At 65.7% G+C, this 18,710-nt stretch carries 11 protein-coding genes; 8 read left to right on the top strand and 3 right to left on the bottom strand.

What is annotated here, in order from left to right; translation table 11 throughout:
• Nucleotides 1-80 precede the first annotated feature (80 nt).
• Nucleotides 81-734, top strand: coding sequence for a lytic transglycosylase domain-containing protein (locus CFB45_RS18255; RefSeq protein WP_089426755.1), 654 nt, complete (start codon nucleotides 81-83; stop codon nucleotides 732-734).
• Between the two features lie 8 nt (nucleotides 735-742).
• Here CFB45_RS18255 and CFB45_RS18250 read toward each other — a convergent pair whose 3' ends face one another.
• The 3 genes from CFB45_RS18250 to CFB45_RS18240 all read right to left on the bottom strand — a co-directional run bounded on the left by CFB45_RS18250 (nucleotide 743) and on the right by CFB45_RS18240 (nucleotide 4,687).
• Complete coding sequence (locus CFB45_RS18250) at nucleotides 743-1,441, bottom strand: winged helix-turn-helix domain-containing protein (RefSeq protein ID WP_089426754.1); 699 nt, start codon at nucleotides 1,439-1,441, stop codon at nucleotides 743-745.
• A gap of 40 nt (nucleotides 1,442-1,481) precedes the next feature.
• Nucleotides 1,482-3,539: a potassium-transporting ATPase subunit KdpB gene (gene kdpB / locus CFB45_RS18245; RefSeq protein ID WP_089426753.1), complete on the bottom strand. Its 2,058-nt coding sequence runs from the start codon at nucleotides 3,537-3,539 to the stop codon at nucleotides 1,482-1,484.
• Between the two features lie 359 nt (nucleotides 3,540-3,898).
• Nucleotides 3,899-4,687, bottom strand: a complete 789-nt coding sequence (locus CFB45_RS18240; RefSeq protein ID WP_089426752.1) for a GNAT family N-acetyltransferase — start codon at nucleotides 4,685-4,687, stop codon at nucleotides 3,899-3,901.
• A gap of 279 nt (nucleotides 4,688-4,966) precedes the next feature.
• On the opposite strand from CFB45_RS18240, the gene CFB45_RS18235 reads away from it, so the two are divergent.
• From CFB45_RS18235 to CFB45_RS18170, 7 genes are all read left to right on the top strand, one after another.
• Nucleotides 4,967-5,272: an NIPSNAP family protein gene (locus CFB45_RS18235; protein WP_089426751.1), complete on the top strand. Its 306-nt coding sequence runs from the start codon at nucleotides 4,967-4,969 to the stop codon at nucleotides 5,270-5,272.
• Between the two features lie 311 nt (nucleotides 5,273-5,583).
• Nucleotides 5,584-6,234, top strand: a complete 651-nt coding sequence (locus CFB45_RS18230; RefSeq protein WP_089426750.1) for an NADPH-dependent FMN reductase — start codon at nucleotides 5,584-5,586, stop codon at nucleotides 6,232-6,234.
• 228 nt (nucleotides 6,235-6,462) lie between these two features.
• Complete coding sequence (locus CFB45_RS18225) at nucleotides 6,463-6,681, top strand: hypothetical protein (protein ID WP_011354057.1); 219 nt, start codon at nucleotides 6,463-6,465, stop codon at nucleotides 6,679-6,681.
• Nucleotides 6,682-6,776: 95 nt separating this feature from the next.
• Complete coding sequence (locus tag CFB45_RS18220) at nucleotides 6,777-7,679, top strand: aminomethyltransferase (protein ID WP_089426749.1); 903 nt, start codon at nucleotides 6,777-6,779, stop codon at nucleotides 7,677-7,679.
• Nucleotides 7,680-8,687: 1,008 nt separating this feature from the next.
• The gene (locus CFB45_RS38455; RefSeq protein WP_144025248.1) at nucleotides 8,688-16,373 is read left to right on the top strand and encodes an ESPR-type extended signal peptide-containing protein; all 7,686 of its coding nucleotides are present in this window, start codon (nucleotides 8,688-8,690) and stop codon (nucleotides 16,371-16,373) included.
• A gap of 124 nt (nucleotides 16,374-16,497) precedes the next feature.
• A complete protein-coding gene (locus CFB45_RS18175; RefSeq protein WP_089426744.1) occupies nucleotides 16,498-17,160 on the top strand; it encodes an OmpA family protein in 663 nt (220 codons plus the stop codon).
• A 402-nt stretch (nucleotides 17,161-17,562) separates the two neighbouring features.
• Nucleotides 17,563-18,708 carry a DUF2827 domain-containing protein gene (locus CFB45_RS18170; RefSeq protein WP_089426743.1) on the top strand — a complete coding sequence of 382 codons (1,146 nt, stop codon included), beginning with the start codon at nucleotides 17,563-17,565 and terminating at the stop codon, nucleotides 18,706-18,708.
• Nucleotides 18,709-18,710 lie beyond the last annotated feature (2 nt).

Below are 18,710 nucleotides of genomic sequence, written 5' to 3'. Positions count from 1 at the left end.
TATCTCGCGTGCCGGTTTCTTTCGACGGTCGCAATGCATAACTGCGTACAGTCGTCGCATCGGAACCACGATGCGACGACATGCAGGAAACCTATCCATCGTATGACCGGCTGCTGCCACGCACGCGCGTGCGCCCGGCCCTGCGGCTGAAGCGGCTTCTGCTGCTCTTCCCGATCGTGCTGCCGCTGTCGATCGCATTGCCCGCGCATGCCGACGACACGCCAGCGGCGCCGGCCAGCGCAGCCAGCACGACCGAACCCTCGCTTCCCCCGACCCTCGACACGATCGTCACCGCGCTGCGCAACCGCTTTCACCTCGCGTACGCCGACGCGCGCACGATCGCGCGCGCGGTGCAGACCGAATCGGATCGCTACGGGCTTGCTCCGGCACTGCTGCTCGCGATCATCGCGGTCGAGTCGGGCTTCGATCGCCACGCGGTCAGTGTCGCCGGCGCGCGCGGGTTGATGCAGGTGATGCCCACCGCCCATCGCGATCTCGTCGCGCATGTGAAGGATCTCTCCGATCCGGCTACCAACGTGCGGATCGGCGCGGCGATCTTCCGCGGCTATCTCGACGATGCGGATGGCGACGTCGAAACCGCGCTCGTGCGCTACAACGGCGGCACGAAGCGCTATGCGCAGCGGGTCGCGCTGCGCGTGCAGCAATTCGATGCGCAGCTGCGCCGTTCGAACGGCGCGGCGAGCGACGCGCTGCGGACGGCCGCGAATCCCTGAGCGCGTCGCTACCGCGCACCGTCGAGCCGGTAGCCGACGCCCGTCTCCGTGACGATGTACGCGGGCCGCCGCGGATCGCATTCCAGCTTGCGCCGCAGGTGGCCGACATACACGCGCAGGTAGTGCGCATCCTTGCCGTGCGCCGCGCCCCATACTTCACTCAGCAGGCGGTCGTGCGTCAGTAGCCGGCCCGCGTGATGCGCGAGCGCGGCCAGCAGCCGGAATTCGATCGGGCTCAGATGCACGCGCGCCCCGCCGCGCAACACCTGGCGATCGCCGAGATCGACGGTCACGTCGCCGAAGCGGGCGCACGCCGCATCGATGCGCCCGCCGCCGGCTTGCCGCCGCAGGTGCGCACGAATCCGCACGATCAACTCGGCGGCGCCGAACGGCTTGGTCAGGTAGTCGTCCGCGCCCGCGTCGAGCGCCGCCACCTTGTCGCGTTCCGCGCTCAGTGCCGACAGCACGATCAGCGGCGCGGCCGAGTACGCACGCAGCACATGGATCAGGTCGGTGCCGCCGATGTCGCGCAGGTTCGTGTCCGCGACGATCAGGTCGGGACGTCGCGCGCCGACGGCCGCCACGCCCGCCGCTCCGGTCGCGGCCTCGAAGACGTGCATGTGCTCGGCCTTCAGCGCGATACGGACGAAATGCCGGATGAACCTGTCTTCGTCGACGATCACGATGACGACGCTCGGTTCGCTCATGCGGCAGCGCCTTCGTCCGGTGCATTGTGCGCGCCCATGCTCAGGCCCATCCGCATGCCACCAGCACCATGTCGATCAGCTTGATGAACGGGAACGGCAACAGCACGCCACCGAGTCCATACAGCAACAGGTTCCTGCGCAGCAGCGGCGCGGCGCCGAGCGGGCGATAGCGCACGCCCTTCAGCGCGAGCGGGATCAGCGCGACGATGATCAGTGCGTTGAAGATCACCGCCGACAGGATCGCCGACGCCGGCGACGCGAGGTGCATCACATCGAGGACGCGCAGTTGCGGATACGTCGTCGCGAACGCGGCCGGGATGATCGCGAAATACTTCGCGACGTCGTTCGCGATCGAGAACGTCGTCAGCGACCCGCGCGTCATCAGCATCTGCTTGCCGATCTCGACGATCTCGATCAGCTTCGTCGGGTTCGAGTCGAGGTCAACCATGTTGCCGGCTTCCTTCGCCGCCTGCGTGCCGGTATTCATCGCCACGGCGACGTCGGCCTGCGCGAGCGCCGGTGCATCGTTGGTGCCGTCGCCCGTCATCGCAACCAGACGGCCCGCCGCCTGATGCTCGCGGATCGTCGCGAGCTTGGTTTCCGGCGTCGCTTCCGCGAGGAAATCGTCGACGCCCGCTTCCGCCGCGATCGCCGCGGCCGTCAGCCGGTTGTCGCCCGTCACCATCACGGTCTTGATGCCCATCTTGCGCAGTTCCGCGAAGCGCTCCTTGATGCCGCCCTTCACGATGTCCTTCAGCTCGATCACGCCGAGCACGCGGGCAACGCCGTCGACGCGCTCCGCCACCGCGAGCGGCGTGCTGCCGCGACGCGCGATGTCGGTCACGACGGCCTCGACTTCGCGGGTGACGCGGCCGCCGTAGGACTCGACGTAGTGCTTGATCGCATCCGCGGCGCCTTTGCGGATCTCGCGGCCCGGGAGGTCGACGCCGCTCATCCGCGTCTGCGCGCTGAACGACAGGAACACCGGGTGCAGTGCCTGCATGTCGCGCTCGCGCAGGTTGAAACGCTGCTTCGCGAGCACGACGATGCTGCGGCCTTCCGGCGTTTCGTCGGCAAGCGACGACAGCTGCGCGGCATCGGCCAGCGCTTCCTCGGTCACGAACGGCGCGGGCACGAACGCCGACGCCTGGCGGTTGCCGAGCGTGATCGTGCCGGTCTTGTCGAGCAGCAGCACGTCGACGTCGCCGGCGGCTTCCACCGCGCGGCCCGACGTCGCGATCACGTTCGCCTGCATCATCCGGCTCATCCCGGCCACGCCGATCGCGGACAAGAGGCCACCGATCGTCGTCGGGATCAGGCACACGAGCAGCGCAACCAGTGCGGTGATCGTCACGACATGGCCGGCCTTCATCGCCTCGACCGCGAACGTCGAGAACGGCAGCAACGTGGCGGTGGCGAGCAGCATCACGATCGTCAAGGCAACGAGCAGGATCGTCAGCGCGATCTCGTTCGGCGTCTTCTTGCGCTTCGCACCCTCGACCATCGCGATCATCCGGTCGAGGAACGCCTCGCCCGGATTGACGGCGACACGCACGACGATCCAGTCGGACAGCACGCGCGTGCCGCCCGTCACCGACGAGAAATCGCCGCCCGCCTCGCGGATCACCGGCGCGGATTCGCCGGTGATCGCCGATTCGTCGACCGACGCGACGCCTTCGATCACGTCGCCGTCGGCCGGGATCGTGTCGCCGTTTTCGACGAGCACGACGTCGCCTTTGCGCAGGTCGGTCGATGCCATCACTTCGACGACCGCCTTCGCACGCGGCGCCGAGAGCTTTTTCGCGACCACGTTGTGTTTCGCACTGCGCAGCGATGCGGCCTGCGCCTTCGAACGCCCTTCGGCGAGCGCTTCGGCGAAGTTCGCGAACACCACGGTGAACCACAGCCACAGCGCGATCGCGACGATGAAGCCGGCGGGCGCTTCGGCCTGGCCGAACAAGGCGGCGATCCACAGGATCGTGGTCAGGATGCTGCCGACGTACACGCAGAACATCACCGGGTTGCGGAACTGCGTGCGCGGCGTGAGTTTCCGAAACGAATCGGCGATCGCCGGGCGCACGAGCGCGGGATCGAACATCGAGCGCACGGCCGTGCGCGGATGGCCGGGCTGCGCAGGGCGCGGACCTGTCACGGGCGAGAGAGACATGGCGGTTTCCTTTTGCCGGCACGCCCGCGCATCGACATCCGGCATCGGTCAGGCGAGCCGGCGGCCTTCGCGCATGCTCGCGTGCGGCTTTCGTTTCCACGCAACCATCTTATGAAGGTTCGCGTGAAGATCGCGGCAAAGGATCGCGTCGGGGTGTAAAAAGCGCGTAAACGTCCGTTTCGCCGCGGCGCGGCGGGGGTGTCTCAAGGGCCGTACACGAGCGGGAGCGCCACACTCCGCTCATCCGACGCTTACGCGGCAAAGCAGGAAAACGAACCGGTGCGCGGCGTTCAGCCGAACGTGTAGCGCCCGTGCTGACGCGGACGCCACGGCGACGAGCGGCAACTCGCGGCACCGGCCGCGCGTCGTGCCGCCCAGCCGGCGCCGCGGCGCACGTGCTGGCCGCGCCGGGCCACGGCGACCACGCGCGACGGCAACGCATACGCAAGACGCCGCACGGCCGCCACGCGCGCGGCCATGCGCGACGCCGGCGCCACCCGGCGCGCCACCTGCGCGACGGGCCGCTTGCAGAGGATCGCGCTGTCGTAGCGCTTGCCGTCGAAGCGCATCACGTCGACGACGTCGAAACCCTGCGCGCCGTAGAACGCGAGCAGGTGCGAAGCGGGATGCGGCGTATCGAGTGCGAGCAGCGTATAGCCGCGCAGCGCGGCCCACTGTTCGGCGAACGACAGCAGCAACGCGCCGATCCCGCGGCTCTGGCAATCGGGGTCCACCGCCACCTGCCGCACGCTCGCGACGCCTTCGCGCCGGTACAGCGAGCACGCCGACGACGGATCGGTCGCATACAGCGTGGCCGTGCCGATCACGCGCCCGCCGCACACGGCGACGTAGCACTCGCCCGCTTCCGCGCGGCGGCGCGTGACGTCCTCGCTCTGGTCGACGCACGTGCAGTTGAGTCCCATCGCACCGAGTCGCGCGAACGCGCGATGCAGCATCGGCGTGAGTTGTGCATAACTGTCGAAGGCCGGATCGAAACGCCGCACGATCACCCGATCGGCGCGCACGGAAGGCGGCGCGGCGGGTATGTGTTCGGCGATCGCGTTCCAGGGTATCGACATTGCCTTGCTCCGTGGTTGGGATGCCCGAAGTCTATGAGCGCGCCAGCCGCCCTCGCAAGAAAAAATGTCGTAAAAGTTTGGGGAAATGCGTGCGGGAGAGATGGTTGAAAAGGTGCGCGCCGCGGCGCTGCGCGGGTCGTTGCGAACGCATGAAAGCGCACCGATCGTTGTTTGCGCAAGCAACGCATCCCGCGGCCGAATCACTCGCCGGCGAACGCCGTTGACACATGCGGCGACGCCTTCCAGACTCGCGGGTTCCTTCCCTCACCGAGCGCGCTCATGATCACCTGCTACCTTCGCTACGTCATCGACCCGTACAAGCTCGACCAGTTCGAAACCTACGGCAGGATGTGGATTCCGCTCGTCGAAAAGTTCGGCGGCACGCATCACGGCTACTTCCTGCCGTCCGAAGGGGCGAACAACATCGCGCTCGCGATGTTCTCGTTCCCGAGCCTCGCCGAATACGAGCGCTACCGCGAACGCTCGATGGACGATCCGGCCTGCCAGGCCGCGTTCCGCTACGCGGAGGAAACACGCTGCATCGTCAGCTACGAGCGCAGCTTCTTCCGGCCGGTGTTCGAGTAACGGGCAACGGCCCCGCACATCGCGCCCCTTTTTCCAGACCGGGACGAAAAAAAGCCCCGCCTGCATCCGCGCGGCGGGGCCAACCCATGTCAGTAGAGACATCATGGAGGAGACGGGCCCATCTTATCGACCGCGGCACGCCGTCCCAACCAAGCATTTCTGCTATCGATCTGGGCGGCCGCGCACACGATTGCCCCTGCCGCGCGGCATATCGATAGAACGAAAAGTCGTTTTCAGAGTGGCGGCGGGGTCGTTACCATCTGGTTTTAAGCCTGTGCTTAGCCGGGCAAGCCATCCCCCAGGAGCGCCCCTTGACTGCATTCGATCTACACCGCCGCCCGTTCGTCGTCGGCATTGGCGGTACCACCCGGGCAGCGTCGTCGACCGAACGCGCGCTGTCGTTCGCATTGCGCGGCGCGCAAGCGGCCGGCGCACGCACGCGGCTGTTCGACGGCCCGTTCCTGCATACGCTGCCGCACTACGCGCCCGAGCACAAAACGCTGACCGACGCGCAGCGCGAACTGATCGACGCCGTGCGCCAGGCCGACGCGATCATCATCGCGACGCCCGGCTATCACGGCGGCGTCTCCGGCCTCGTGAAGAACGCACTCGACACGCTCGAGGAACTGCGCGCGGACGATCGCCCGTATCTCGACGGCCGTGCGGTCGGCCTGATCGTCACGGCCTACGGCTGGCAGGCGGCCGGCACCGTGCTGACGTCGCTGCGTTCGATCGTGCACGCGCTGCGCGGCTGGCCGACGCCGTTCGGCGCGACCGTGAACACGCTCGAAACGCGCTTCGACAGCGCCGAGAGCTGCTCGGATCCGAAGGTCGTCGCGCAGCTCGAGACGGTCGGCACGCAGGCGGCCGAGTTCGCGCTCGCGTTCGCATCGCATCGCGCGGCCTCGCATGCGGCATCGGTCGATGCGCTCGCACCCGTGTTGAAGATCGCCAACCAGTAATTTCCCCGCCTTCCACCGCCCGCGCCCGGACGATTCCATTCGCCGGCGCGGGCGGTGCACATTCGGACGAGCGGCCACGCGCCGTGTACGTCGACGCCTCTCCCTGCTGCCCTTTCCCCGCGCCGATAAGAATTCGGCCCGCCGCGTGATTTGCATTGGCCGAAAGATTGGTTCACGCCGCGGGCGGGTTTTCGTACGCTGAACCTCCGAACTTTCTCCGCGCACGCCATGAACCGTACGATCCGCTACAAGGGCTACGAAGTCGCCCCCGCTGCCGCCCGGTTGCCGAACGGGCTGTTCGCCGCCAACCTGACGATCGAGAAGGCGAGCGGCGGCCCGTCGCCGCGCGCCGTTTCGTTCGACGCGATCGATTTCTTCTTCGAGGAAGAGCACGCTCTGGCCTACGCGTCCCGCTGGGGCCGCCTCTGGGTCGACACGAACGCGTGACGCACGCCTGGCCGGCGTGCGCATGGCCGCTCGAAAATACGCGTTTACGGAAGCTATGCAAGAATCTTTCGACCCGTAATCGCATAACAACAGCCATGAGTGACACGCTGCAGGAACAGCATGCAGCAGCAGATCACGCAATGCGCAACTGGACCTTCGAGAGGCAAGGTCCGGTCCGGATCGGTTCCGATGCGCACATGCAGATGTTCTGCCGCATGCTGCTCGACACACACAATCCGTACAAGCCGGCCGTGATCGACTGGCCGGCGCTCACGCCCGCCGAGCTCAAACGGCTCACGTCGCTGCCGATCTGGGACATCGCGGTGCAGACCGAAGGCCGCGCATCGATTCGCGTGGCCACCTATGCGGCGACGATCGGCAATCCGCTATTGCGCCGCGCGCTCGAGATGGACGGCGGCGAGGAAGCGCGGCACAAGGTCGTGCTGTCGAAGCTCGTCGAGGCATACGGCATCCGGCTCGCCCCCGAGCCGGCCTACCCTGCACCGAAAGATCCCGAGTGGTGGTGGATCGTCACGGGCTTCAGCGAATGCATCGACAGCTTCTTCGCGTTCGGCCTGTTCCGTTCCGCGCAGCGCTCCGGCTATTTCCCGCCCGAACTCGTTGAAACCTTCGAGCCGGTGATCCAGGAAGAAGGCCGCCACATCCTGTTCTTCGTGAACTGGTACGCGTGGTACTGGCGCTCGCTCCCGTGGTGGCGCCGGCCGTGGTTCTTCGCGCGGGTCGCGGCCGTGTGGGTGCATTTGATCCGGGAGCGCATCGGCATCGCGCGCGGCATCGATTCCGACGGCGTGGCACGTGACGCGAACTTCCCGGCAACCGGCACCGCCGATATCGGCGACGCGCTCAATCCGCGCGAGCTGATCGAACTGTGTCTCGCCGAGAACGACCGGCGGATGGCCGGCTACGACAAGCGCCTGCTGCGCCCGCTGTTCGTGCCGCGCATGGCGCGATTCGCGCTGCGGTTTCTCAAGAAGTAAGGGCGCCGCGCCGGGCAGCAGCCCGGTTGCCCCGGTTGTCCGGTCGGGCAACCGGGCAACTCGAGGCCGCCCCATCGCACGCGGTGCGGAACCTCGCTGACTTTCATCGACCTGCTGATGTGGCGCGGCTGACACACTCACTCGCGCCCTTTTTTCTTCGGCGCTTCGGCACGCGCGGACAAATTGTCACACCCGGGATTTGACGTTTCGGGGACGTCGCCACCGATGCCGGACAGCCCCTTTTAACAACCTGTCGCCGCCAGGCGCACCATCGAAGTCCGTCACGCCTGTCAGACGGATTCGCCCCGTCGCCGAATCCCATCCGATTGTCACCATCATCGAAATAGTCAATAGGACAAATTCGAAAGATGAATGGTGATGGTTCGGCCCACCACCCTGTAGCACTTTTTTACAAATTGGACGGGCCAACCGGCCCGAAACGCCCGTCTCGCGGGCCATCGCAGTGGACCCGATGCGTAAATCAGCACAGCCAGATGTTCGATATTTCAAATTAATTTAATTTAAAGATAATCTATAAAATCAATATAAAAACGAAACACAAATCTTGAATTAACACATTGACAAGATGGGAATCACATTATCCCATGGCACATCCACATACATTACATAGCCGAAAGAATCCTCCGCTCCGCAAACGTTTGCTATTTCATCCATCTTACAATTGAGTGTCTCCGTTGTGTAATCCAACGCACAAAACTACCGTAAACCTATGATTTTTATGCGAAAAACCAAGGCGCCCCCGGAAGTTTCAAACCCTGCACTAAACATTCTTACAACTTTCAAATACATTCCACACAGATGCATCAAAACGCGACTTATTAACCATCCTTTAACTTTCAAAACCCGCTATTTATCACTTTTTATCAATCTGAAAAATCCCCCTCCAATAAACTCCGCCCATCAATTTTGAGATTCGCGCGAGCGCACGGAGTATTCCTCTAACAAAAGAGACCGGTGTGTGGCGTGCATATTTGGAGGTAGCAGGACATGAACCGCACATACCGCTCGATCTGGAACGAATCCCTCGGCGCGTGGGTCGCCGCATCGGAAATCGATTCGGCACGGGGCAAGCCGAACAAGTCGGCCGTCGTCAAGGCCGTCGCGGCCGCCATCATGGTCGCCGGGGCGGCCGGCGGCAACGTCGCCTATGCGCAGTGCTCGACATCCGGGTATAGCGCCGGGGGCGGCAATTCGACCAGCTCAACCTCGATCGCCATCGGCTCCGGCTCTTTCGGCTCGTGCGTGGCGGGCCAAAGCCCGACCGCCTCCAATGCCGGCGCGATTGCTATTGGCGCCAACTCGCCGAGCAACACGGTCGCCAGCGGATCGAACTCGACGGCTTTCGGTACGGGCTCATCGGCCACCAACACTGCCTCTTCCGCATTCGGCCAGGGCACGTCGGCAACCGGCCAGTTCGCCACCGCCGTTGGCAGCGGCACGAAGGCAACCGGCAACTATGCAACCGCCATGGGTAGCACCAGCGCGGTCAACGGCATTCAGACACTGGCGTCCGGCGCCGGCTCGACCGCGATCGGCAGCAACTCCACCGCGGGCGCACAGGCGACCGCGCAGGATTCGATCTCGATCGGCGGCCAATCGTCGGTCACCTCGAGCGCAACGTCCGGCATCGCGATCGGCCGTGGTGCGACGACGAACGGCGCCTACGGCATCGCACAGGGCGATGGCGTCGTTTCCGGTGCAACCGGCCAGAACGTCGCAATCGGCTCGTCGGGCACGACGGCCAACAGCGGTTCCGCAACTGGCGGCGCGGTGGCGATCGGTCGTTCGCAGACGGCCAGCGGCGACGGCGCGGTTGCGCTCGGCACCAGCAATTCGGCAAGCGGCACGGGCGCGGTCACGCTCGGCAACGGCAACTCGGCGAATGGCACCGGCGCGGTTGCGCTCGGCAGTGCCAACAGCGTGACGGGTGCGGGTTCGGTCGGTATCGGCAGCAGCGCCACGGCGGCTTACGCAGGTTCGACCGCAATCGGCGCTTCGTCATATGCGGGCGGCTCTTCGGCACCGGCTTCCGCTTACGGCAACGGCAGCTCCGCGACGGCGAACTATGCGACCGCGATCGGCGTCAATGCCAGCGCGGCTGGCGGGGGCAGCGTGGCGCTTGGCGTGGCCACCGCAAGTGCGCTCCAGAGCGTGGCAATCGGCCAGCAATCCACGGCTTCCCAGGCAGGAAACATTTCGATCGGTTCGTTTGCGACGGCCAGCGGCAACGGCAATGCGGTCGCGATGGGATACCAGTCGACCGCTTCGGCCGGCAACGCGATGGCGCTCGGTTACCTGTCGACAGCCAACGTGGCAAATTCCGTTGCTCTTGGCAACAACTCGGCGACGATTGGTGCAGCGAACTCGGCGACCGGCGGCACAGGTTCGATCAGCTCCGCCACGATCGGTAGCCAGACGTTCGGCAACTTTGCCGGCGCAAGCGCTGCCAACGGCGTCGTCAGCGTCGGTACGGCGGGCAACGAGCGTCGCATCCAGAACGTTGCAGCGGGCCTCGTCACGTCGACCAGCACCGATGCGATCAACGGCAGCCAGCTCTATTCGGTAGCAAGCACGACGACGTCGAGCATCACGAGCCTGTCGACGTCGGCTTCGACCGGTTTGTCGTCGGCGAATAGCTCGATCACTTCGCTGTCGACTTCGACATCGACGGGTCTGTCGTCGGCCACCAGCTCGATCGGCTCGTTGTCGACCGGCCTGTCGTCGACCAATAGCTCGGTCACTTCGTTGTCGACTTCGACGTCGACGGGTCTGTCGTCGGCTACCAGCTCGATCGGTTCGCTGTCGACCGGCCTCTCGTCGGCTAACAGCTCGATCGGCTCGCTGTCCACCGGCCTCTCGTCGACCAATAGCTCAGTCACTTCGCTGTCGACTTCCACGTCGACCGGCCTCTCGTCGGCTAACAGCTCGATCAAGTCGCTGTCCACGTCGACCTCGACGGGTCTGTCGTCGGCTACCAGCTCGATCGGCTCGCTCTCGACCGGTCTCTCGTCGACCAATAGCTCGGTCACTTCGCTGTCGACTTCGACCTCGACCGGCCTGTCGTCGGCTACCAGCTCGATCGGCTCGTTGTCCACCGGTCTCTCGTCGACCAACAGCTCGGTCACTTCGCTGTCGTCTTCGACCTCGACCGGTCTGTCGTCGGCCACCAGCTCGATCGGCTCGCTCTCGACCGGTCTCTCGTCGACCAATAGCTCGGTCACTTCGCTGTCGACTTCGACCTCGACCGGCCTGTCGTCGGCTACCAGCTCGATCGGCTCGCTCTCGACCGGTCTCTCGTCGACCAATAGCTCGGTCACTTCGCTGTCGACTTCGACCTCGACCGGCCTGTCGTCGGCTACCAGCTCGATCACCTCGCTGTCAACGTCCACATCGACCGGTATCAACTCGCTGTCCACGTCCACGTCGACCGGTCTGTCGTCGGCCACCAGCTCGATTACCTCGCTGTCCACCTCGACCTCGACTGCGATCGAAGCCGCGAAGACGCACTACTACAGCGTCAACGACGGTGGTGTGCAGCAAGCCAACTACAACAACAACGGCGCAACGGGCATCAACTCGCTCGCCGCCGGTGTAGCCGCCACGGCCGCGGGCGCCAGCAGTGTCGCCGTCGGCAATGCTGCCAACGCAGCCGGCGCAAGCGGCGTCGCCGTCGGCAATGCTGCGAGCGCGAGCGCAAGCAACGCGGTCGCGATCGGCCCGAATGCCGTCGCGAGCAACGTCGGCAGCGTCGCGCTGGGCAGCGGCTCCACTACGGCCCCAGCCAACCCGACGCCTACCGGTACCGTCGGTGGCGTAACCAGCACGTTCGCGGGCGGCAATCCGACGAGCGTGGTCAGTGTTGGAAGCTCGACCAACCAGCGCCAGGTCACGAACGTTGCGGCCGGCGCGATCTCCGCGGCCAGTACCGACGCAATCAACGGCTCGCAGCTCTTTGCAACCAATGTGGCCGTGGATTCGCTGTCGACAACTGTGTCGTCGTCCAGCAGCGCAATCTCGTCGCTGTCGACCGGCCTGAGTTCGACCAACAGTTCGGTCTCGTCGCTGTCGACTTCCACGTCGACGGGGCTGTCGTCAGCCAACAGCTCGATTACGTCGCTGTCCACCTCGACCTCGACCGGCCTGTCGTCGGCTAACAGCTCGATCGGTTCGCTGTCCACCGGCCTCAGCTCGACGAATAGCTCGGTGACTTCGTTGTCGACCTCGACTTCGACCGGCTTGTCGTCGGCTAACAGCTCGATCACGTCGCTGTCGACGTCGACGTCGACGGGTCTGTCGTCGGCCAACAGCTCGATCACGTCGCTGTCCACCTCGACCTCGACCGGCCTGTCGTCGGCTAACAGCTCGATCACGTCGCTGTCGACGTCGACGTCGACGGGTCTGTCGTCGGCCAACAGCTCGATCGGTTCACTGTCCACCGGCCTCAGCTCGACGAATAGTTCGGTAACTTCGCTGTCGACCTCGACTTCGACCGGTCTGTCGTCGGCCAATAGCTCGATCACGTCGCTGTCCACTTCGACCTCGACCGGCTTGTCCTCGGCTAACAGCTCGATCACTTCGCTGTCCACGTCGACGTCGACGGGCCTGTCATCGGCCAACAGCTCGATCGGTTCGCTCTCGACCGGCCTCTCATCGACCAATAGCTCGGTCACCTCGCTGTCGACCTCGACGTCGACGGGCCTCTCGTCGGCTAACAGTTCGATCACGTCGCTGTCGACTTCCACCTCGACCGGCCTGTCCTCGGCTAACAGCTCGATCACGTCGTTGTCGACCTCGACGTCGACGGGCCTGTCGTCGGCCAACAGCTCGATCACGTCGTTGTCGACCTCGACGTCGACGGGCCTGTCGTCGGCCAACAGCTCGATCGGTTCGCTCTCGACCGGCCTCTCGTCGACCAATAGCTCGGTCACCTCGCTGTCGACTTCGACGTCGACCGGTCTGTCCTCGGCTAATAGCTCGATCACGTCGTTGTCGACCTCGACGTCGACGGGCCTGTCGTCGGCTAACAGTTCGATCACTTCGCTGTCGACCTCGACGTCGACCGGTCTGTCCTCGGCTAACAGCTCGATCACGTCGCTGTCGACTTCAACGTCGACCGGCCTCTCGTCGGCTAACAGTTCGATCACGTCGCTGTCGACTTCGACCTCGACTGGTCTGTCGTCGGCAAACAGCTCGATCACGTCGCTGTCCACCTCGACCTCGACCGGCCTGTCGTCGGCAAACAGCTCGATCACATCGCTGTCGACTTCCACGTCGACCGGCCTCTCGTCGGCTAACAGTTCGATCACGTCGCTGTCGACTTCGACCTCGACTGGTCTGTCGTCGGCAAACAGCTCGATCGGTTCGCTCTCGACCGGCCTCTCGTCGACCAACAGCTCGATCACCTCGCTGTCGACCTCGACGTCGACCGGCCTGTCCTCGGCTAACAGTTCGATCACTTCGCTGTCCACGTCGACGTCGACCGGCTTGTCGTCGGCCAACAGCTCGATCACCTCGCTGTCGACCTCGACCTCGACCGGCTTGTCCTCGGCTAACAGCTCGATCACTTCGCTGTCCACGTCGACGTCGACGGGGCTCTCGTCTGCCAACAGCTCGATCACCTCGCTGTCGACCTCGACGTCGACCGGCCTCTCGTCGGCTAACAGCTCGATCGGTTCGCTCTCGACGTCGACCTCGACGGGCCTGTCGTCGGCCAACAGCTCGATCGGTTCGCTCTCGACCGGCCTCTCGTCGACCAATAGCTCGGTCACCTCGCTGTCGACTTCGACATCGACCGGCCTGTCGTCGGCTAACAGCTCGATCACGTCGCTGTCCACGTCGACCTCGACCGGCTTGTCCTCGGCGAACAGCTCGATCACGTCGTTGTCGACCTCGACGTCGACGGGTCTCTCGTCGGCTAACAGCTCGATCGGTTCGCTGTCCACGGGTCTCAGCTCGACGGATAGTTCGGTGACTTCGCTGTCGACCTCGACCTCGACCGGCCTCTCGTCGGCTAATAGTTCGATCACGTCGCTTTCGACTTCGACGTCGACCGGCCTGTCCTCGGCTAACAGCTCGATCGGTTCGCTGTCCACGGGCCTCAGCTCGACGAATAGTTCGGTGACCTCGCTGTCGACTTCAACCTCGACTGGTTTGTCGTCGGCTAACAGCTCGATCGGTTCGCTGTCCACGGGTCTCAGCTCGACCAATAGTTCGGTCACCTCGCTGTCGACTTCGACCTCGACCGGCCTGTCCTCGGCTAACAGCTCGATCACCTCGCTGTCGACCTCGACCTCGACCGGTCTGTCCTCGGCTAACAGCTCGATCACGTCGCTGTCCACGTCGACCTCGACGGGTCTGTCGTCGGCGAATAGCTCGATTACGTCGCTGTCGACTTCCACGTCGACCGGTCTGTCCTCGGCCAACAGCTCGATCACCTCGCTGTCGACCTCGACCTCGACGGGCCTGTCGTCGGCAAACAGCTCGATCACGTCGTTGTCGACTTCCACGTCGACCGGCTTGTCGTCTGCGAACAGCTCGATCGGCTCGCTGTCGACCTCGACTTCGACCGGCTTGTCGTCGGCAAACAGCTCGATCACGTCGCTGTCGACTTCCACGTCGACCGGCCTCTCGTCGGCTAACAGCTCGATCGGTTCGCTGTCCACGGGTCTCAGCTCGACCAATAGTTCGGTGACCTCGCTGTCGACTTCGACCTCGACCGGTCTCTCGTCGGCCAACAGCTCGATCACGTCGCTGTCGACCTCGACCTCGACCGGCCTGTCCTCGGCGAATAGCTCCATCACGTCGCTGTCCACGTCGACCTCGACCGGCTTGTCCTCGGCGAACAGCTCCATCACCTCGCTGTCGACCTCGACCTCGACGGGCCTCTCGTCGGCCAACAGCTCGATCGGTTCGTTGTCCACGGGCCTCAGCTCGACGAATAGTTCGGTAATCTCGCTGTCGACTTCGACGTCGACGGGCCTGTCGTCGGCGACCAGCTCGATCACCTCGCTGTCGACCTCGACCTCGACCGCGATCAACGCCGCGAAGACGCACTACTACAGCGTCAACGACAACGGCGTGCAGCAAGCCAACTACGACAACACGGGCGCAACGGGCACCAACGCCCTCGCAGCCGGCGTGAACGCCAGCGCGGCAGGCGCCAGCAGCGTCGCGGTCGGCGACGGCTCGAACGCACAGTCGGCAGGCGCGGTCGCCATCGGCCAGAACGCCTCGGCAACGGGCGGCAAGGCCGTGTCGATCGGCTCCGGCAACACGGCAACCGGCGACGGCGCGGTCGCGATCGGCGACCCGAGCATCGCAACGGGTACCGGCGCGGTGGCGATGGGCGCGAACGACACGGCGACCGGCAACGGCGCAGTGGCGCTCGGCAACGCGAACACGGCCAACGGCGCGAGCGCGCTCGCCCTCGGCAGCTCGAACCAGGCCACCGCGGACAACACGATCGCGCTCGGCAACCAGGCCACGGCAAGCGCCACCGGCGCGCAAGCGTACGGCTCGGCTGCGAAGGCAACCGCCGCCGACGCACTCGCCTTCGGCACGAACGCACAGGCCAACGTCGCCAACTCGATCGCGCTCGGCGCGAACTCGGTCACGAGCGCCGCGAACCCGACGTCGAGCGCCACGATCGGCGGTGTCACGTACCCCTTCGCAGGCGGCTCGCCGGTCGGCGTGGTGAGCGTCGGCGCACCGGGCCAGGAACGCCAGATCACGAACGTCGCCGCGGGCCGGATCTCGGCCAGCAGCACGGACGCGATCAACGGCAGCCAGCTCAACGCGACGAACAACGCGATCAACACGCTGTCGACGTCGACCGCGTCGAACGTCGCGTCGCTGTCGACGGGCATCAGCTCGTTGTCCACCGGCCTGAGCGCGACGAACAGCAACGTGGCCTCGCTGTCCACCTCGACCTCGACCGCGATCAACTCGCTGTCGACGGGCCTGAGCACGACCAACAGCAACGTCAACTCGCTGTCGACGTCGACCTCGACCGGCATCGGCTCGCTGTCCACCGGCCTGAGCACGACGAACAGCAACGTGGCCTCGCTGTCGACCGGCGTGACCAACATCAACAACACGTTGAACTCGCTGTCGACGACGATCAACAACAACACGATTCGTTCCAACAACAACAACGGCGTCGCCGCCGACCTGAACGGCAAGGGCAACGACCTTCCGGTCGTCACCGCCGGTTCGAACTCGGTGGCGATCGGTGCGGGCTCCAACGACGGCGGCCGCTCGAACGTGGTGTCGGTCGGCAGCGACCAGCAGCAGCGCCAGATCACGAACGTCGCGCCGGGCACGCAAGGCACCGACGCGGTGAACGTGAACCAGCTGACGCAAGTGCAGACGACGCTGTCGACGGCACTGTCGGGCCAGCAGGCGCAGATCAACTCGCTGGGTTCGCAACTGCAGCAGACCGACCAGATGGCGAAGCAGGGTATCGCGGCCGTCGGCGCGATGGCATCGATCCCGCAGCTCGATCGCGATGCCAACTTCGGGATGGGCGTGGGTACGTCGACCTTCCTCGGCCAGAAGGCGATGGCGGTCAACATGCAGGCTCGCGTCACGGAGAACCTGAAGGCGTCGATCAACGGCGGCTTCAGCGGCGGTCAGAAGGTGATCGGCGCCGGCATGCTGTACCAGTGGAAGTAACGCGTCGCGCCGCCAGGCCGCCCGGCTCGCCAGCCGGACGGCCCGCGGCGGCCCCGACGGCCGGACGAGCCCGCCGCGCCACCCGTGGCGGGCTTCAGTCAACCCAAGCATTGAGGATGTAACCGTGAACAAACTCGCTCTTGCGCTCGCACTTTCCGCAACGGCCCTCGCCGCGTGCTCGACCGCATCCGGCCCGACCTTCAGCGCTTCCGAACTGCAGCCGCGCGACGGCGTGCGGACCTTCCAGGTGGACTGCCACGGCCTGCTGTCGGGCCCGCAAACCTGCATGAAGGCCGCCCGCAAGATTTGCGGCGAAGAGCCGGTGCGCGCCGTCGACTCGGCCCGCGCGCTGCGCGACAAATCCGATCCCGCGACGCTCGTGTTCCAGTGCGGCGCGGCGCCGGCCGAAGCAGCGTCGGCCGCCGCGCCGGCGGCTGCCGTCGTCGAACAGGTGAACCTGTCGGGCGACGCGCTGTTCGCGACCGACCACGCGACGCTCGCCCCGACCGCGCGCGAATCGCTCGACCGGTTGCTGAGCGAGCGCGCCGACCACACGTACTCGCAGGTGAGCGTCACCGGCTTTACGGACTCGGTGGGCAGCGACGACTACAACCTCGCGCTGTCGAAGCGCCGCGCCGAATCCGTCGCGGCGTACCTGAAGGCGCACGGCCTGAAGACCGACTCGCTGACGGTCACGGGTCGCGGCAAGGCCGATCCGGTCGCGTCCAACACGACGCCGGAAGGCCGCGCCAGCAACCGCCGCGTGGAAATCCGCCTGCAGCACTGAGCGGGCCGCCGCCGCGCGCGGCGCAACGATCCGGCCGGCCGCCAGCGCCGCGCCGCGCTCGCACCCGACCGCCGCCGGATCGCCCGGGCGCCGCTTCGCCGGCGCCCGTTTCCGTTGGCCGGCGGCTATGTCAAAGTTCGTCACGTCCTGCCAAAACCGGTGGTTTCCGTGCCACAATCGCCGCAGACAGTCGCCGGGGCAGCCTGCCCGACTCGCACGCCGTGCCAGGCGTACCCGACGACACGCCGGAAACCGGCTGCCGCCCTCGCGAACCCGGTCGCCCGATTCGCCCGCCGCGGCGCACCGGCGCACATGCAACCATGACGATCCACGGCGCGCCGCTTCCAGGCCAGACGCTCGACGCGATGCCCGGACGCACGACGCCGCAGAGGAAACCAACCGGTGACGGACATCAATGAAGCCGCCTCGGGCGGCACCCGCAAGCAACGGCCGGCGGTCGGCATCTCGCTGTTTGCGCGCGACGGCCAGGCGATCTGGGAAAACGGCATACACCAGAACATCGCGTTCCTCGCGATGATGCTCAAGCGCTCGGATCGTGTCGGCCCCGTCTACTTCCTGAACGGCGGCGACGCCAGCGCGCTGCCGGCCGGCCTCGAACTCGACGGCCTCGACATCCCGCTCGTGAAGCCCGCCGACGTCACGCACGAACTCGACGTCGTGATCGAAATGGGCGCGCAGCTGCCGGTGGAATGGCTCAGGCACATGAAGGCGCTCGGCAAGAAAATCGCCGCGTTCTTCTGCGGGCACGTGTATGCCGGCCTGTGCGAAACCCCGATCTTCGGCAAACCGTCGGGACACATCTTCAACGGCGCGCCGTTCGACGAAGTGTGGCTGCTGCCGCAATACGACAAGACCGCCGCGCCAATGCTGCAGACCATCCTGCGCGCGCCGGTCCACCTGATGCCGCACATCTGGTCGCCGTACTTCCTCGATCGCCGCATCGCCGCGCTCGCCGCGGAAGGCGCGACGTTCGGCTATCGGCCGGGCCGCCGCCCGTGGCACCTGGCGATGCTCGAACCGAACATCTCGGTCGCGAAGTCCTGCCATTACCCGATGCTCGCGTGCGACGAGTTCTACCGCGCGCGCCCGGACGCGGTCCAGCACATGTTCGTCGTGAATTCGTTGCACATGAAGGAGCATCCGACCTTCGTGCACTTCGCGAACAGCCTCGAGCTCGTGCGCCAGCACAAGGCGACCTTCGAGCCGCGCCTCGACCTGCCGGGCTTCATGGCGCGCCATGCGGACGCGGTCGTGTCGCACCACTGGGAAAACGGGCAGAACTACCTGTATTACGACGTGCTGTACGGCGGCTACCCGCTGATCCACAACTCGACGCTGATCGGCGATGCCGGCTACTACTACCCGGACTTCGATTCCGCCGCGGGCGGCCGAGCACTGCTCGAGGCGTGGCTGCATCACGACGAACGCCTCGACGACTACCGCGCGAAGGCCGGCCGGCTGCTGCAGTCGGTCTCGATCGACAACCCCGCGAACCTCGACGCGTTCGTCTCGCGTCTGGTCGCCTGAAC

The sequence above is a fragment of the Burkholderia sp. HI2500 genome, assembly GCF_002223055.1.
GTDB lineage: Bacteria > Pseudomonadota > Gammaproteobacteria > Burkholderiales > Burkholderiaceae > Burkholderia.
Note: the sequence above shows the minus strand (reverse complement) of the source record. Positions and strands in the feature narration are given on the sequence as shown.

Bases quoted from the DNA above. Each gene is read 5' to 3' on its own strand.
- CFB45_RS18255 (WP_089426755.1), top strand. From the start codon at position 81: ATGCAGGAAACCTATCCATCGTATGACCGGCTGCTGCCACGCACGCGC.
- CFB45_RS18250 (WP_089426754.1), bottom strand. From the start codon at position 1,441: ATGAGCGAACCGAGCGTCGTCATCGTGATCGTCGACGAAGACAGGTTC.
- kdpB (WP_089426753.1), bottom strand. From the start codon at position 3,539: ATGTTCGATCCCGCGCTCGTGCGCCCGGCGATCGCCGATTCGTTTCGG.
- CFB45_RS18240 (WP_089426752.1), bottom strand. From the start codon at position 4,687: ATGTCGATACCCTGGAACGCGATCGCCGAACACATACCCGCCGCGCCG.
- CFB45_RS18235 (WP_089426751.1), top strand. From the start codon at position 4,967: ATGATCACCTGCTACCTTCGCTACGTCATCGACCCGTACAAGCTCGAC.
- CFB45_RS18225 (WP_011354057.1), top strand. From the start codon at position 6,463: ATGAACCGTACGATCCGCTACAAGGGCTACGAAGTCGCCCCCGCTGCC.
- CFB45_RS18220 (WP_089426749.1), top strand. From the start codon at position 6,777: ATGAGTGACACGCTGCAGGAACAGCATGCAGCAGCAGATCACGCAATG.
- CFB45_RS38455 (WP_144025248.1), top strand. From the start codon at position 8,688: ATGAACCGCACATACCGCTCGATCTGGAACGAATCCCTCGGCGCGTGG.